The organism is Collinsella sp. An271 (assembly GCF_002159695.1).
GTDB classification, from domain to species: domain Bacteria; phylum Actinomycetota; class Coriobacteriia; order Coriobacteriales; family Coriobacteriaceae; genus Collinsella; species Collinsella ihumii.
The window spans coordinates 170,272-185,135 of record NZ_NFJE01000005.1; the positions used below are offsets into that span (position 1 = coordinate 170,272).

At 62.6% G+C, this 14,864-nt stretch carries 11 protein-coding genes, 2 tRNA genes and 1 other RNA gene; 9 read left to right on the top strand and 5 right to left on the bottom strand.

Annotated elements, in window-relative coordinates:
• Nucleotides 1-13 precede the first annotated feature (13 nt).
• The 4 genes from B5F74_RS06295 (at nucleotide 14) to typA (ending at nucleotide 3,207) form a co-directional block, all read left to right on the top strand.
• A tRNA-Lys gene (locus B5F74_RS06295) sits at nucleotides 14-89 on the top strand.
• A 60-nt stretch (nucleotides 90-149) separates the two neighbouring features.
• On the top strand, nucleotides 150-725 hold the full coding sequence (locus tag B5F74_RS06300; RefSeq protein WP_087200930.1) for a J domain-containing protein: 576 nt from the start codon (nucleotides 150-152) through the stop codon (nucleotides 723-725).
• A 97-nt stretch (nucleotides 726-822) separates the two neighbouring features.
• Nucleotides 823-1,275, top strand: coding sequence for a hypothetical protein (locus B5F74_RS06305; protein ID WP_187119114.1), 453 nt, complete (start codon nucleotides 823-825; stop codon nucleotides 1,273-1,275).
• 96 nt (nucleotides 1,276-1,371) lie between these two features.
• On the top strand, nucleotides 1,372-3,207 hold the full coding sequence (gene typA, locus B5F74_RS06310; RefSeq protein ID WP_087200931.1) for a translational GTPase TypA: 1,836 nt from the start codon (nucleotides 1,372-1,374) through the stop codon (nucleotides 3,205-3,207).
• Nucleotides 3,208-3,416: 209 nt separating this feature from the next.
• Here the strand turns inward: typA and B5F74_RS06315 are convergent, their stop codons facing one another.
• Both B5F74_RS06315 and B5F74_RS06320 read right to left on the bottom strand, forming a co-directional pair.
• Nucleotides 3,417-4,307, bottom strand: coding sequence for a TRIC cation channel family protein (locus B5F74_RS06315; protein ID WP_087200933.1), 891 nt, complete (start codon nucleotides 4,305-4,307; stop codon nucleotides 3,417-3,419).
• Nucleotides 4,308-4,446: 139 nt separating this feature from the next.
• A tRNA-Ser gene (locus tag B5F74_RS06320) sits at nucleotides 4,447-4,536 on the bottom strand.
• 53 nt (nucleotides 4,537-4,589) lie between these two features.
• On the opposite strand from B5F74_RS06320, the gene tadA reads away from it, so the two are divergent.
• From tadA to B5F74_RS06340, 4 genes are all read left to right on the top strand, one after another.
• Nucleotides 4,590-5,108 (top strand): tRNA adenosine(34) deaminase TadA, encoded by a 519-nt coding sequence (gene tadA, locus B5F74_RS06325; protein WP_255375107.1) that lies wholly within the window; start codon nucleotides 4,590-4,592, stop codon nucleotides 5,106-5,108.
• Nucleotides 5,109-5,192: 84 nt separating this feature from the next.
• An RNA gene (ffs, locus tag B5F74_RS06330) (signal recognition particle sRNA small type) lies at nucleotides 5,193-5,288 on the top strand.
• A 219-nt stretch (nucleotides 5,289-5,507) separates the two neighbouring features.
• The gene (locus B5F74_RS06335; protein WP_087200935.1) at nucleotides 5,508-7,367 is read left to right on the top strand and encodes an ABC transporter ATP-binding protein; all 1,860 of its coding nucleotides are present in this window, start codon (nucleotides 5,508-5,510) and stop codon (nucleotides 7,365-7,367) included.
• Nucleotides 7,367-9,232 (top strand): ABC transporter ATP-binding protein, encoded by a 1,866-nt coding sequence (locus B5F74_RS06340; protein WP_204212469.1) that lies wholly within the window; start codon nucleotides 7,367-7,369, stop codon nucleotides 9,230-9,232. Before B5F74_RS06335 ends, B5F74_RS06340 begins: the two co-directional genes overlap by 1 nt.
• Nucleotides 9,233-9,428: 196 nt before the next feature.
• Here B5F74_RS06340 and B5F74_RS06345 read toward each other — a convergent pair whose 3' ends face one another.
• From B5F74_RS06345 to pfkB, 3 genes are all read right to left on the bottom strand, one after another.
• Nucleotides 9,429-10,181 carry a DeoR/GlpR family DNA-binding transcription regulator gene (locus B5F74_RS06345; RefSeq protein ID WP_087200939.1) on the bottom strand — a complete coding sequence of 251 codons (753 nt, stop codon included), beginning with the start codon at nucleotides 10,179-10,181 and terminating at the stop codon, nucleotides 9,429-9,431.
• Nucleotides 10,182-10,379: 198 nt separating this feature from the next.
• Nucleotides 10,380-11,648 carry a zinc-binding dehydrogenase gene (locus B5F74_RS06350; protein WP_087200941.1) on the bottom strand — a complete coding sequence of 423 codons (1,269 nt, stop codon included), beginning with the start codon at nucleotides 11,646-11,648 and terminating at the stop codon, nucleotides 10,380-10,382.
• Between the two features lie 66 nt (nucleotides 11,649-11,714).
• Nucleotides 11,715-12,644, bottom strand: coding sequence for a 1-phosphofructokinase (pfkB, locus tag B5F74_RS06355; RefSeq protein ID WP_087200943.1), 930 nt, complete (start codon nucleotides 12,642-12,644; stop codon nucleotides 11,715-11,717).
• 227 nt (nucleotides 12,645-12,871) lie between these two features.
• Between pfkB and B5F74_RS06360 the strand changes: the two genes are divergently transcribed.
• Nucleotides 12,872-14,752 carry a PTS mannitol transporter subunit IICBA gene (locus B5F74_RS06360; RefSeq protein WP_204212471.1) on the top strand — a complete coding sequence of 627 codons (1,881 nt, stop codon included), beginning with the start codon at nucleotides 12,872-12,874 and terminating at the stop codon, nucleotides 14,750-14,752.
• Nucleotides 14,753-14,864 lie beyond the last annotated feature (112 nt).

Below are 14,864 nucleotides of genomic sequence, written 5' to 3' on the forward strand. Positions count from 1 at the left end.
CAATGCCATTCGCGGGCCGTTAGCTCAGCTGGCAGAGCAGGGGACTTTTAATCCCAAGGTCTAGGGTTCGAACCCCTAACGGCCCACCACCATATGTATGTAAAAGACCCCGGCGACGGGGTCTTTTCATAGGTATTCGAGGAGGACGCATGACGCGCGACGAGGCACTGAGCGTGCTCGGGTTGTCGACGGGTGCCGGCCGCGAGGAGATCGCGGCCGCCTATCGCGAGCTCGCACAGATGCTCCATCCGGACAAGTACGGCGACAACAAGCGTCTTCGCGAACGCGCCGAGCAGCAGATGCGCGCCATCAACGAGGCCCGCGACGTGCTGCTCAAGGGGGCGCGGCCCTCGGCGCGCCGCCCGTCTGCCGCCCATGCCTCATCTCCTGCATCGATCGCGTTCGAGGCAACGGCACGCGCAAACGCCGCGGAGACCGCGCGGCTCTCGGTGGTGGCGCAGCTGCGCACCATGCGCGAGCGGCGCCGGTCGATGCTTGTCATGGCCGGTGTGGCCGCGGTGGTCGCGTTCGTCTGCCTGCGGATGCGTTTTGCCGGCGGCTTCGGGGCGACGATCGGCTCCATCGCCTCGATGGTTGCCGTGTGGGGCGTCATCGATGCCGTCATACTGTCCAGCCAGGTCGATGCGCTGCAGAAGCGCTCGCGCGAGCTGCTCCAGACGCGCGACGCCGCTCGCAAGATCGCTGAAGATGCGGCGAATCTGTAACCTGCGGGTTTGATTGCCGCCCTGTGCAGCATGACCGGGATACGCGGTAGAATAAACGGTTAGACCATACGATTGCCTGCGCGAGAGGATGCGTGCGATGCCCCAGAACAACCAGACGACCAGCACCGTCTCACCCGAGCTCGACGAGATGACCTGCGATGTGATCGGCATGTTCCTCGACGCGCTCGCCGAGGGTGATGATCCGGGAGTCGTCGTGTGCGTTGAGGACAAGGCGTGCAACCGATACGAGGTCGTCTTCACCGATGACGGTGAGGAGGCCTGCCTGAGCGCCGCGCAGGCGTTTGTGACCGAGCATGCGGCGCACGGCGTGTCCAGCGACGGCGTGGGCAAGCTCGAGCGCTATGCGATTGCGTGCACCGGATGCGTCGAGATCGACGGCGCCTATGAGAACGCGGTGCTCGTGAGCTTCTACGAGCGGGGGCTTGCGACGGGTTTTTCGGCCTACGTGCTCTACGACGGCGTTGGCGCCAAAGACAACTTTATGTGGAGCGACCCTGAACCTGCAGGTGAAGAGCCCGCGCTCTTCTAAGGTCCGCTACTATATATACGTTTTTTCAAACCGATTACCGAGAATATCGCACGCCCACCGATTGGGCATGCGTGCTGCAGTGAGGAAGAGGGACATATGCGCGTTGATAACCTGAGGGATATCGCCATCATCGCACACGTCGACCACGGCAAGACGACGCTGGTCGACAAGCTGCTGCGCGCCACGGATGCGTTCCGTGCCAACCAGCAGGTCGAGGATCGCGTGCTCGACTCCAACGACCAGGAGCGCGAGCGCGGCATCACCATTCTTGCCAAGAACATCTCCATCGAGTACAAGGGCGTGAAGATCAACGTCATCGATACGCCCGGCCACGCCGACTTCGGCGGCGAGGTCGAGCGCGTGCTGCGCATGGCCGACGGCGCCCTGCTCCTGGTCGATGCGTTCGAGGGCCCCATGCCCCAGACCCGTTTTGTCCTGCGTCACGCCATCGACTGCGGCCTGCGCGTGATGATCGTCATCAACAAGATCGACCGCGACGGCGCCAACCCCGAGAAGGCGTACAACGACTGCCTCGACCTCATGGCGGATCTGGGCGCTTCCGACGAGCAGCTCGAGTTCGCCATGGAGCACGTGGTGTATGCGAGCGCCATGAACGGCTTCGCCCGCCTTGATCCCGAAGACGGAAACATGGACATGTACCCGCTGCTCGACATGATCCTGGACGACATGCCGGCGCCCGACGTCGACGTCGACGGCCCCCTGGCCATGCAGTGCGTGACGGTCGACCACTCCAGCTACGTGGGTCGCATCGGTATCGGTCGCGTGTACTCCGGCACCATTCATGCCGGCGATCAGATCCTCGTGGTCAAAAACGACGGCGGGCGCGCCATGGCGACCGTGAAGCAGCTGTTCACGTTCGACTACCTCGGCCGCACCGAGTGCACCGAGGTCGGCGCGGGCGACATCGCGGCCGTGGTCGGCGTTGACTCCACCGACATCGGCGACGTGTACACCGACCCCGCGAACCCCGTGGAGCTCGACCCGATCGAGATCGATCCGCCCACGCTGTCCATCGTGTTCGAGGCGTCGACCTCCCCGCTCGTGGGTCGCGACGGCGATATCGTCGGTGCCCGTCAGCTCAAGGAGCGCCTGTTCAACGAGCGCGAGAACAACGTGACCATGCGTATCGAGGAGCTGCCCGACAAGAGCGGCGTCGAGGTTTCCGGCCGCGGCATCCTGCATCTGTCCGTGCTCATGGAGACCATGCGTCGCGAGGGCTTTGAGTTCCAGGTCGGCCGTCCGCGCGTCCTGATCAAGAAGGATGAGGACGGCAACCGCATGGAGCCGATCGAGCAGGCCGTTGTCGAGTGCCCTGACGAGTACGCGGGCAAGGTCATCGAGGTGTTCGGCAATGCCGGCGGCACCATGACCAACATGCAGACGGGCAGCACCGTGACGCATATCGAGTTTCGCATCCCCACGCGCGGCATCATGGGCCTGAAGAACCGCATCATGAACGTGAGCCACGGCGAGGGCGTGTTCTACCACACCTTCCTTGAGTATGGTCCCTATGCTGGTGAGATCGGCAACCGCAACAACGGCGCCATGATCTCCATGACGACCGAGAAGGCGGTGGCCTACGCGCTCGGCACGCTGCAGGAACGTGGCCAGCTGTTCGTCGAGCCCGGTACCGAGTGCTATGAGGGCATGATCGTGGGCGAGCGTTCCAAGCCCGGTGACATGGTCGTCAACATCGCGCGCACCAAGAACCTGGGCAACCAGCGCTCTTCCACGGCGGACATCGCGGTTCAGCTCGTTCCGCCGCGCACCTTCTCGCTTGAGGAGGCGCTGGAGTATATCGCCGATGACGAGCTGGTTGAGATTACGCCCAAGAACATTCGCCTGCGCAAGCGCCTGCTGAACGCGACCGACCGCAAGAAGGCCGCCGCGCGCGCCATGAGCGGCAAGTAAGAAGCGTTTTATCTGGTAGAACGCATATTTGCTATAGAGAAGCGCCCTATCCCCACCGTGGGGATAGGGCGCTTTTTCACGGAATACTGCTTTGCATATTAGTAATAATAAAAATTATTGTCTTCAGCCCTGTCAGAGAGCCTGAGAAAACAAAAAGAGGACTTTTGGGAACCCGGCATTGCGCTGGAAAAGCGGTCAATACGGTCAGTTTAGAGATCGAGACGCCGTTGCTCACGCTGCTGGCGATGCCGCTTGAGCCGATCGAGGGCCGCTTTCTTGCTTTCGCGATGGCGGCGACGTGCGATATCGGCTTGAACGCGCTCGCGTCGACCCTCGAGCTCCTCGATGGAGCGGTTGGTGGTTTCGGGGCGCGTCGTGGTGCGCGTGCGGCGTCGTGACCGATGGATCGCCTCGGCGATGTCCATGTCGGCCGGGCTCTTGATGTCGTAGGCGAGCGAGATGAAGCGCAAGAGCATGGTCGTCGCGACGCAGATGATCAACGCGATGATGTTGGAGATGCCCATATCCGCAAGGACCACGTAGGCGACAGCGCCGGCGATGGCGGCGACAGCGTAGAAATTGCTCGGTTGAAAGATTGCGGGCGTGCGTCCCAGGCACACATCGCGAATCATGCCTCCGCCGACCGCGGTGAAAAACCCCATGGTCACGCAGATAAGCGGCTCGAATCCGTAGACGTACGCCTTATCGGCGCCCGTGGCGGCAAAGAGTCCCACGGAGAAGATATCGAGGATCGCGATAAGGCGGTCCTGCTTCTCCAAAAGCGAGGGGATGACGAAAGTGATGGCCGCCGTGATAACGGATGCGGGCAGCGCGAGCGGCTGGTCGAGGAAGTAAACGCTTCCGACCTGAAGGATCATGTCGCGCAGCAGACCGCCGCCCAGACTGCAGACGACCGCAAGGCATATGGCTCCGATGAGATCGAGTTTCTGCTCGCGCGCGGCAAGCGCTCCGGTGGCCGAAGCGGTGACGACGGCGAGCATCTCGAATCCGATCGGGACGGGAACCATCTGGCTAGCAGCTCCTCCGCCGGCGTTTGCAGCGAGAAGGGCGGGGGTTGCGATGGAAAGCAATGCGGACATGAGGCAATCCTCTTGTAGGGTAGAAGCGGCTTGAAAACCTTCGCTATCTTACATGGAAATGAACCGGTGCATGACCGCTGAATACCCCGATGGCGGGGATTAGCCATATTTGGTTTCAGAAGGTAGTGCAAAGGCAAGATGGCGGAGAGAGAGGGATTCGAACCCTCGGAACGCTCGCGCGCTCAACGGTTTTCAAGACCGCCGCATTCAACCGCTCTGCCATCTCTCCGTGATTGGTAATGATAGCATCAAACGAAAAGGCGGATCGGCGGAAGGACGTGCGTGAACACAATCGAATCAGACGAGCGCTACATGCGCGAGGCTCTGGAGGAGGCGCGCAAGGCGGAGCGTTTGGGGGAAGTGCCCATCGGTGCGGTCGTGGTGTATGAAGACGAGATTATCGCGCGCGCCCACAACCTGCGAGAAACCGCAGGGGACCCGTCGGCTCACGCCGAATTCGCCGCCATGCTGCAGGCGTCCCGGGTGCTGAAGCGCTGGCGCCTGACGGGCTGCACCGTCTACGTTACGCTCGAGCCCTGTCTCATGTGTGCGGGCCTTATGGTCAACGCGCGCATCGACCGCTGCGTGTTCGGTGCCCCGGATCCCAAGGGCGGGGCGACGGGGACGTTATACCAGGTGAACGACGACCCGCGCCTCAACCATGCGTTCGAGGTGACGCAAGGCGTGCTGGAAGACGAATGCGCAGGTTTGCTCCGCGAGTTCTTCGCCACTCTACGCCAAAGGCGCAAGGCGGAACGCGAGAAAGAGAAGGCGAGCGCACCTTCTAGCGACGAGGCGTAGACGCAGGGGCCTGCATGCAATTTTAGGGACTGTCCCCAAAATTGCATGGGGTCTGGTACTATAGTGCAACAGCGCCTAGCGCGTTCGATGGGTTCGGGTGACGATATGTTCCGAATCTGGTCAGGTCCGGGAGGAAGCAGCCATAAGGAGCCTCTGCCGGGCACCCGTTCCCATCGAGCGCACGGGCGCTTTTTTGTTTTTCGGATCGGTCAAGATTCGGCCACGCTCCTGTCATGCTTTCCTTGAGGTACATCTGAGCGACCTGCATCTGGCGTATGATGATGTGAGGGAAACGCCGATCAATTCATTTCGCGCCGGTCGGCCTCGTGGCGGGCGCCGCGAAAGAAATTGATCGGCGTTTCCCTAACCGTGTTGTTCGGTCGCTTGGAGACAATGCCTATGCTGGAGCTAATCAAGCGCTTCTCGGGCGGATATGTTCGGTATTTCGTTATCGGTCCCGCCTGCAAGCTGCTCGAGGTCTTCTTTGATTTGCTGACGCCGCTGGTGATCGCGCGCATGATCGACGAGGGCGTGGGCTCGCACGACGCGGGCGTCGTCGTTCGCTACGGCGTGCTGTTGTTCGTGATGGCCGTGGTAGGCATGGGATTCACTCTCGTATGCCAGAAGATGGCGGCGCTCGCGTCGCAAGGCATGGGAACGGCGGTGCGTTCGCGCCTTTACCGTCGCATCAACGAGTTCTCGCACGCGGAGCTCGACCGATTTGGCACCCCGTCGCTTATCACGCGTATCACCAACGACATCAACCAGATCCAGCTCGCTTTGGCGCTGGGCATCCGCCAGCTCATCCGCTGGCCGTTTCTGGCGATCGGCTCCATGGTCGCGGCGCTGTTGATCGACTTGAAGCTCGGCTTGATCTTCCTGGTCTCGACGCCTTTGATCGGCCTGGTGTTCTGGATTGTCATGGCCCGGTGCGTGCCGTATTTCAAGCAGATGCAGGCCAAGCTCGACCGCATCGGGTTGATTACGCGCGAAGGGCTTTCAGGCGTCCGCGTCATCCGCGCGTTCGTGCGCGAGGAGCACGAGCGCGAGCGCTTCAGGGACGCGGCCTACGATCAGGCGGCCGTCGCGATCGCGGTCGGCAAGCTGTCGTCGATCCTCAATCCGGTGACGTTCCTCGTCATGAATCTCGGTGTCTGCGCCATCTTGTGGATGGGCGGCATCCAGGTGGATACGGGCGAACTCACGCAGGGCGAGGTCATGGCGTTCGTGAACTACATGACGCAGACGCTGCTGTCGATCGTGTACGTGGCGAACCTCGTCGTGGTGTTCACCAAGGCGAGCGCGAGCGCGTCCCGTGTGAACGAGGTGCTGCATTGCGAGCCGTCGATTGTCGACGCGGGCAACGAGCCGGTTGAACTGCCGACCTCCGGGGCCGTTGCTTCGGGCGAGGCTCCCTGTGCGATACGCATGGATGGCGCCTGCTTTGCATTCGGCGATGCCGAGGTGAACACGATCGACCGGGCGACGCTCGAGCTGGGACTCGGAAAGACGCTCGGTGTGATCGGCGGTACCGGTTCGGGCAAGTCGACGCTCGTGTCGCTGATGCTGCGCCTGTACGATACGCGTTCCGGTTCCGTCGAGGTCATGGGCGCCGACGTGCGCGCATGGCCGCTCAAGCAGCTGCGACACGTGGTCAGCATCGTACCGCAGCGGGCATCGTTGCTCTCGGGCACCATACGCAGCAACCTGACATGGCGCGATGCGCATGCGACGGACGATCAGCTGTGGGCCGCGCTGGAGATCGCGCAGGCGGCGGAGTTCGTGCGCAAGCTTCCCCAAGGGCTGGACGCACCTGTCGAGGCAGGGGGCAAGAACTTCTCTGGCGGCCAGCGCCAGCGCCTGACGATCGCGCGCGCCCTGGTGGGCGACCCGCTCATCTTGATTCTCGACGACTCCGCATCGGCGCTCGACTTCAAGACCGATGCCGCCCTGCGCCACGCGATACACGAGCGCGGGCAGCGCAGCGCCGCCGAGGGCGGCCTGCCGCTCACGACGGTGATCGTGAGCCAGCGCGTCTCATCGGTGCGCGACGCCGATGTAATCTGCGTCATGTCGCACGGTCAGGTCGCCGGACTCGGCACGCATGATGAGCTGCTGGCGAACTGCCCTCTGTACGAGGAGATCTGCCTGTCTCAGCTTAGGCGCGAAGAGCTCGGAGGCTCCGCTGCGCCCACGTCGGCGCCTACGGTCGACCGCCCGACGCGCGTCCGTCCCCAACTGGCAGGAGGTGAGGCCTGATGAATCCGTATGCATCTGCCGGATCGGTGTCCACGGTCACGGCCAGCGTTTCGGGAAACGATAATCTGAATGCCGACGGCAGCGGCGCCCCGCGCGGTGAGATCGGCGGCGTTCGCCTGTCGACCGGCGAGGTGACGTGCAGGCTCCTTTCATATGTCAGGCCGCATGCGGTCTCGTTCTCCATCTCCTTCGTTTCCGCTGCCATCTCCGTGGTCCTCCAGCTGTATACGCCCATTTTGATCGGACGCGGTATCGACCTCATCATCGATACCGGGCGCGTCGACTTCGATGCGCTGCTGCCGCTGGTGCAGGTGCTTGCGCTTGTCGTCATCGGCGCCGCGGCGTTCCAATGGCTGCAGGGCTATTGCGTGAACCGTCTCTGCTACGAGACGGTGCGCGACATGCGCATCCAGGCGAGCGAGAAACTCGGTCGCATGCCGCTTTCGTTCATCGATGCGCACCCGCACGGCGACCTCATCTCGCGCGTGGTCAACGATGTCGACCAGGTGGGTGATGGCCTGCTGCAAGGTTTCACGCAGCTGTTCACCGGCGTGGTGACCATCGTGGGCACGCTCGTGTTCATGCTGACGATCTCGGTTCCCATGGCGATCGTGGTCGTGCTCGTGACGCCCGCATCGGTGCTCGCAGCTTCGCTGATCGCTAAATTTTCCAACCGGAGCTTCAACGACCAGCAGCGCGTGCAGGGTCAGCTGGGTGGCTACATCGAGGAATACGTGGGCAATCAGCGCCTGGTCGATGCCTTCGCGCATGGTGACGAGGCTCAAGACGGTTTTGACGCCATCAACGGCGAGCTCTATGTTGCCGGCGAGCGCGCCCAGTTCTTAAGTTCGCTCTCCAATCCGGGGACCCGCTTCATCAATAACCTCATCTATGCGGTGGTGGCGGTTATCGGTTGCGTCGGCGTCATCACGGGCGTGCCGGCTTCGCTGACGGTGGGCGAGGTTCAGACGTTTCTGTCGTACGCCAACCAGTACACCAAGCCGTTCAACGAGGTGACGAGCGTCATCACGCAGGTCCAGACGGCCTACGCTTCGGCACGCCGTCTGTTTGCCCTGCTCGATGCCGTCGAGGAGCAGCCCGATGCGGCCGACGCTGCTGTCGTCGACCATCCCCAGGGCGGCGTGAGCCTGTCCCATGTTGATTTCTCCTATGTGAAGGACCGCAAGCTTCTGCAGGACATTTGCATCGACGCCAAGCCGGGTATGCGGTTTGCGCTCGTCGGTCCGACAGGCTGCGGTAAGACGACGCTGATCAACCTGCTGCTGCGATTTTACGATGTGGATGCCGGTCGCATTGAGCTGGACGGCGTCGAGACGCGCGACATCACGCGCGCGAGCCTGCGCAGGTCGTTCGGCATGGTGCTGCAGGATACGTGGCTGTTCGAGGGCACCGTTCACGACAACATCGCGTACGGCAAACCGGATGCCACGCGCGAGGAGGTTATCGCGGCCGCTCGCCGAGCGCATGCCGACAAGTTCATCGCGCAGCTGCCGCAGGGCTACGACACGGTGATCGGCGAGGACGGCGGGTCCTTCTCGGCAGGCCAGAAGCAGCTTTTGTGCATCGCGCGCGTCATGCTGACCGACCCTGCCATCCTACTGCTCGACGAGGCGACCTCGAGCATCGACACCCGCACCGAGCTGCAGGTCCAAGCGGCCTTCGACGAGCTGATGGACGGTCGTACGAGCTTCGTGGTGGCGCACCGCCTCTCGACGATCCGCAACGCGGACTGCATCCTCTACATGCGCGACGGGCAGATTCTGGAGCGCGGCACGCATGACGAGCTCCTGGCGCGCGGCGGCTTCTATGCGGAGCTGTACAACAGCCAGTTCAGTGAGGGGTAGAGCGGTCGTGGTCCTCCGGCGAATCGCGTGCAGAGGGTCTTTATATCAATTGTTTGGATTTGGTATCAACGTTTGAGGTATCGGAACCGGAGGTTGATACCAAATTCATCTACTGTCGCTTTTGCATCGTGACAAAAGGTTTAATCAGGGTGCGATACTCCTGCCGCAGCCAGACGGCTGCCAGATCTCCGATGGCCTACAGAACCTCGACGCCTGCGGTGGCGCAGGCCTGCAGGAAATCGGCGGGCAGGTTGCCGTCGCTCACGATGATATCGACGCGCTCGAGTCCGCAGACCGAAAACGTACTGCGGGTGCCGACCTTGCTTGAGTCCATGAGGGCGATCACCTCATCGGCCTGCTCGATGCACGCGCGCTTGAGGCTCGCCTCCTTGCTTGAGCCGCAGGAGAACCCGGTTTTTGGCGAATAGCCCGTCACGCCCATGAAATACTGGTCAAACGCCAGTTCCTTGACGGCGTCGACGCTCTGACTGCCGGTGATGCTCATGCTGTAGCGGTTGAGCTTGCCTCCGATGACGTAGACCTGCGGGCGCTCAAGGCGCGCAAGTTCGGCGGCGCAAGTGAGTCCCGAGGTGAAGATCAACGCGTTTTCGTCGGGTAGGGCGGCGGCAAATGCTGTGGTGGTGCTGCCCGAATCAAGGAAGATGCTCGTGTTGGGTTGAACGAGTCCGAGGGCCTTGCGGGCAACGAACTTCTTGGCTTCGGTGTTCTTGCCCGTTCGCGTGCTGAGCAATCCGTCGGTGCCGATGATCTGTTCAACGGAGCGCGCGCCGCCGTGGATGCGGACGATGCGCCCTTCGGCGTCGAGCGCCTTGAGATCGGTGCGGAGTGTCATCTCCGAAACGTTGGGGAAGTTTTCCTTCAGCTGTCGAAACGACACCGTTCCCATGGCTTCGACGAGCTCTACGATGGCATTGCGACGCTCTTCCATGCGATTCTCTCCGTTTGAAGTTGAGCATGTTGCTGTGAGATGCATCATAACAGAGCGCGGTAGTAATTAATCCCGTGCCGGTTTGAAATCAATGCCGCGGGCAGAAAGCGCTGCCCGCGGCATTGATGGTGGGGAGAAGCGGCGACCGCCCCCTGCTGACGGTCGCCGAAAGATGGGATCCGAGGAGAAACCGTCGTGCTACTCGGTCTCGGCCCAGTGCTCGAGCAGGTAGCGCTCGGCGGAGGGGCACCACAGGCCGCGGTTGGCCTCGACGATGTCTGCCAGGCCGGCGTAGCGCTCGTCCTCTGCGGCCTTGGAGCGCAGGTCGTCGAGGGCGGTCAGCGGCATGGAGATGTGCGTGTAGATGAGCTTCTTGCCGCCCGGGATCTTGGGCAGATTGAGCGTGGTGTCGGCTGCGGCATCCAGACCGCCCACGTGGGTGACCATGACGGACGGATCGACGCGGTCCGCCGCGGTGAGCTCCAGCGACTCCACCATGTCGGCGGTGTTCCCGCCGGTGGTGCCCATGACATGGTGGCTGCCGTAATGCACCTCGTAGAAATTGATGGGGGCGCTGAACTGCTTGTCGGTAGGGCCGGCGAAGAAGTTGAGGCAGCCGTCGCGGCCCATGATGGCCGAGGAGAGCGTGACGACCGGAGCGACCGGCGCGTAGCACAGCACGTCATCGAAGCCCGTGCCGCCCGAGGCCTCGCGCAGCGTGGCCACCGGGTCATCGCAGGCGCCGTTGTTGATGAACATGAGGTCGATACCGGTCTCGGCCTTAATCTCCGCAGGCGGAAAGAGCTCGGCGGCGCGGTCCAGACGGTCCTGGTTGATGTCGGCCACCACGACGAGGCTCGGGCGACGGTCGCAGTGCAGCGCGTAGGTGAGCGCGCCCAGGCCCATGGGGCCCGCGCCGGCCACGATGGCCAGCTTGCCGCCCTCGCGGATGCCCATCTCGTGCTCGTACACGCCCATCTGGGTGTGGTACGCGGCATGGAACGCGCCGATGGAGCAGCTCATGGGCTCGGCGAGCGACGCCTGGTAATACGCCTCGCCGGTGTACTCCAGCAGGCAGTCGCACTCCATGACCTCGGCGGGCAGGATGCAGTAGGTGGCGTCGCCGCCGCAGAACTCGTACGAGTAGCCCGGGCTCCACATGGTGCCCTTGTAGTTGAGCGCGGGCTGGATGGTGAACTTCATGCCCGGCTTGAAGCGGTCGGCCCACTTGGCACCCACCTCGACGATATCACCGGCGAACTCGTGACCCATGATGGCAGGGTGCTCGGCCACGTCCTCGTGCACGCGCTTGTGGTCGACGCCCAGCGTGGCGCACTTGTAGGTGGACATGCAGATACTGTCGGACACGACGCGCACGAGCACCTCGTCATCCTTGATGGGGGGCAGCTCGAACTCCTCCAGGCGAAGGTCGTTGGCCGCGTGCAGGCGGACTGCTTTTGCTTTCATGATTACTCCTTTCTTGACGCGCCGCAGATTGCAGCGCGAGATTTCCGATGGGGCGTGGATGAGGGGCTACAGGCGCGTGAGCTGCACCTGCTCCAGCAGGCGATCGATGTCGTCCCGCTTGGCGGGCTCGGTTCCTGGCTGCATGACGGTTGCGGCGCCCACGGCCATGGAGAGGCGCGCCGCCTGCTCGAGGGGAAGGTTCTGGTCGGCGGCGTACGCGAGGGCCGCGACGACGGAGTCTCCGGCGCCGACGGTGGAGATCACCTCGACGGCGGGCTGGTGCAGCCGGTATGCGCCCTTGTCGGTCACAAAGATTGCGCCCGCGCTGCCCATGGAGACCATGACCTGTTCGATGCCGCCGTCGACAAGTTCTTGAGCTGCGGCGATGATGCTGTCGTCGTCGGCAAGCTCGCGTCCGAGCATACGGCCGAGTTCGACTTCGTTCGGCTTGATGAGGCTCGGTTTGGCGGCGAGCCCTTCGACGAGCGCCTCGCCGTCGGCATCGAGGAAGACGCGAGCCCCGGCCTTGCGGCAGGCGCGCGTCCAGGTGGCGTAGGTCTTGGTCGGAGCGCCGGCGGGAAGGCTGCCGGAAAGCACGACGATATCGCCCGGATTGATCTCGAGCGCCAAGATGGCGAGTGCATCGTCGAGCATGGCTTTGGTGACTGCGGCACCTGGCTCGTTGATGTCGGTGTAGGTGTGCGAGACAAGGTCGACGACCTTAGTATTGGTACGTGTGTCGCCCTCGGCTGCGAACGCGCGCACGGGGATGCCCATCTCATCGAGAGCGGAGGTGATGAAGGAGCCCGATGCACCGCCCAAAAACGCAACGGCCGTGCTCGTGCCCCCCAGCTGCTGGATGGTCTTGGAGACGTTGATGCCCTTGCCGCCCGCATCCTGGCGGATGGAGGAGACGCGATTGACCGCATCCAAGGTGAAGTTGTCGACGTAGATGGTCTTGTCGACGGCGGGGTTCAAGGTAACGGTGTAGATCATCGCAAACCTCATTTCTGTTGTTTCGAAAGCTAAGTACAGCCTAAATCAGCGAAATACTTTGTCAATACAACAGTCAAAAATAGTGAAAACAAAAGTCCAGAACTGCCATTAACCGACTAAAAACTACCGTTTACAGTGCAAAAGCAAGGATTAGACAGAACTGTTGAAACAACAACAATAGGATACAGGCTATCGAATCGCTACCCACAAACGAAAGGGAGGACACGATGGCGATCAAAGACAAAGTGTCGTCATTCGGAAAGTTCCTGAGCGGTATGGTGATGCCGAACATCGGCGCCTTTATCGCCTGGGGCTTCCTGACGGCGCTGTTCATCGAGACGGGCTGGTTGCCCAACGAGCAGTTCGCGAGCATTACGGGACCGATGCTTTCCTATCTCATCCCCGTGCTCATCGCGGCTCAGGGCGGCTATCTCACCGGAGGAGATCGCGGACGCATCACCGGTGCCATCGCGGTCATTGGCTGCATCGCCGGCGCGCCCGACACGACGATGCTCATGGGCGCCATGGTGATGGGCCCGTTTGCCGGTTGGGTCATCAAGATGTTCGACAAGGCGATGGAGGGCCGCACGCCCGCTGGCTTTGAGATGCTTATCGACAACTTCTCGGTCGGCATCATCGGCATGCTGCTGGCGATGCTCGGCTACGTCGCCATCGGCCCGATCATGACGGCGATCCTCACCGTCCTTATGGGTGGCGTCCAGATTTTGATCCAGTACAGCCTCATGCCGCTGCTCGCGATCTTCATCGAGCCGGCGAAGGTGCTGTTCCTGAACAACGCCATCAACCACGGCATCTTCACGCCCATCGGCATCGCCCAGGCGCAGGAGACCGGACGCTCGATCATGTACATGCTTGAGGCCAACCCCGGCCCCGGTCTCGGCGTGCTGCTGGCATACTGCTTCTTCTGCCGCGACGCGAAGACGCGCCAGTCTGCGCCCGGTGCCGTCATCATCCACTTCTTCGGCGGCATCCACGAGATCTATTTCCCCTACGTGCTCATGAACCCCAAGGTCATCATCGCTCCCATCGTGGGCAACGCCTGCGCCATCGCGTGGTTCAGCTTCACCGGCACCGGCTTGACCTCTGCGGCTTCTCCTGGTTCCATCATTGCATTTTTGTCCATGACGCCGCCTGAGTTCATGGTCACCAATATCATCGGAGTCGCGATTGCCGCCGGCGTGTCGTTTGCGATCGCCGTCCCGCTGGTGCGTTCCATGGCCGTGGCGGATATCGATCGCGCAAGCGAGCAGATGCGCGAGATGAAGGGCACCTCCGAGGCCGCGGTCATCTCGGACACGAAGGACGGCAAGATCGTGTTCGCGTGCGACGCCGGCATGGGCTCCTCTGCAATGGGCGCCACCAGGTTCCGCAACCGCATCAAGGCGGAGCGCCCCGACCTGACCGTTGAGCATTCGAGCGTCGACACCGTTCCCGCCGACGCGGCCATCGTGGTGTGCCAGCGCGTGCTGTCCGAGCGTGCCCGCAAGAGCGCACCGACCGCGCAGATTGTGACCATCGACAACTTCCTCGACGATCCTGCGCTTGACGCGCTGTATGAAGCGCTTACCAAGCTCACCCGGGCCCACGAGCTCAAGAGCGACGAAGTCGCCGCTCCGGCGCTCGTGGAAGAGCCCAAGCCGGCCGAGGCGTCCGCGCCTGTGCTCAGCGTGACGGCCGACGACATCCGCGTGGGCTGCCAGACGCTTTCACGCGAGGACGCGATTAGGGCTTCCGGCGCGCTGCTCGTGGAGAAGGGCTGCGTCGACGCGAGCTACGTGGATGCCATGGTCGAGCGCGACAAGCTGACCAGCGTCTACATGGGCATGGGCGTGGCGATCCCGCACGGCACGAACGAGGCCAAGGATGCGGTGAAGCATACCGGCGTGGTCCTGCAGCAGTATCCCGACGGCGTGGACTTCGATGGCGAGAAGGCGTATCTGCTCTTTGGCATCGCCGGCAAGGGCAACGAGCATCTGGAGGTGCTGGCCGCCATCTGCAAGGCCATCGAGGACGAGAGCGTGCTCGAGAAGATGAAGACCACCGACGACGTGGCATGGATCGCCGACGTGCTGAACAAGGCGAACTAGCATCACCCGATCCCTTTCATGTGCGCGGGCCTCCGGTTGATCCGGAGGCCCGCGTATGCGTGCGGTGGGTGTATCGCACGGTTGATATGCGCGCCGTGCGGTTATCCGACGC

Bases quoted from the DNA above. Each gene is read 5' to 3' on its own strand.
- B5F74_RS06340 (WP_204212469.1), top strand. From the start codon at position 7,367: ATGAATCCGTATGCATCTGCCGGATCGGTGTCCACGGTCACGGCCAGC.
- B5F74_RS06335 (WP_087200935.1), top strand. From the start codon at position 5,508: ATGCTGGAGCTAATCAAGCGCTTCTCGGGCGGATATGTTCGGTATTTC.
- B5F74_RS06345 (WP_087200939.1), bottom strand. From the start codon at position 10,181: ATGGAAGAGCGTCGCAATGCCATCGTAGAGCTCGTCGAAGCCATGGGA.
- B5F74_RS06305 (WP_187119114.1), top strand. From the start codon at position 823: ATGCCCCAGAACAACCAGACGACCAGCACCGTCTCACCCGAGCTCGAC.
- B5F74_RS06315 (WP_087200933.1), bottom strand. From the start codon at position 4,307: ATGTCCGCATTGCTTTCCATCGCAACCCCCGCCCTTCTCGCTGCAAAC.
- B5F74_RS06350 (WP_087200941.1), bottom strand. From the start codon at position 11,648: ATGAAAGCAAAAGCAGTCCGCCTGCACGCGGCCAACGACCTTCGCCTG.
- typA (WP_087200931.1), top strand. From the start codon at position 1,372: ATGCGCGTTGATAACCTGAGGGATATCGCCATCATCGCACACGTCGAC.
- B5F74_RS06300 (WP_087200930.1), top strand. From the start codon at position 150: ATGACGCGCGACGAGGCACTGAGCGTGCTCGGGTTGTCGACGGGTGCC.
- B5F74_RS06360 (WP_204212471.1), top strand. From the start codon at position 12,872: ATGGCGATCAAAGACAAAGTGTCGTCATTCGGAAAGTTCCTGAGCGGT.
- pfkB (WP_087200943.1), bottom strand. From the start codon at position 12,644: ATGATCTACACCGTTACCTTGAACCCCGCCGTCGACAAGACCATCTAC.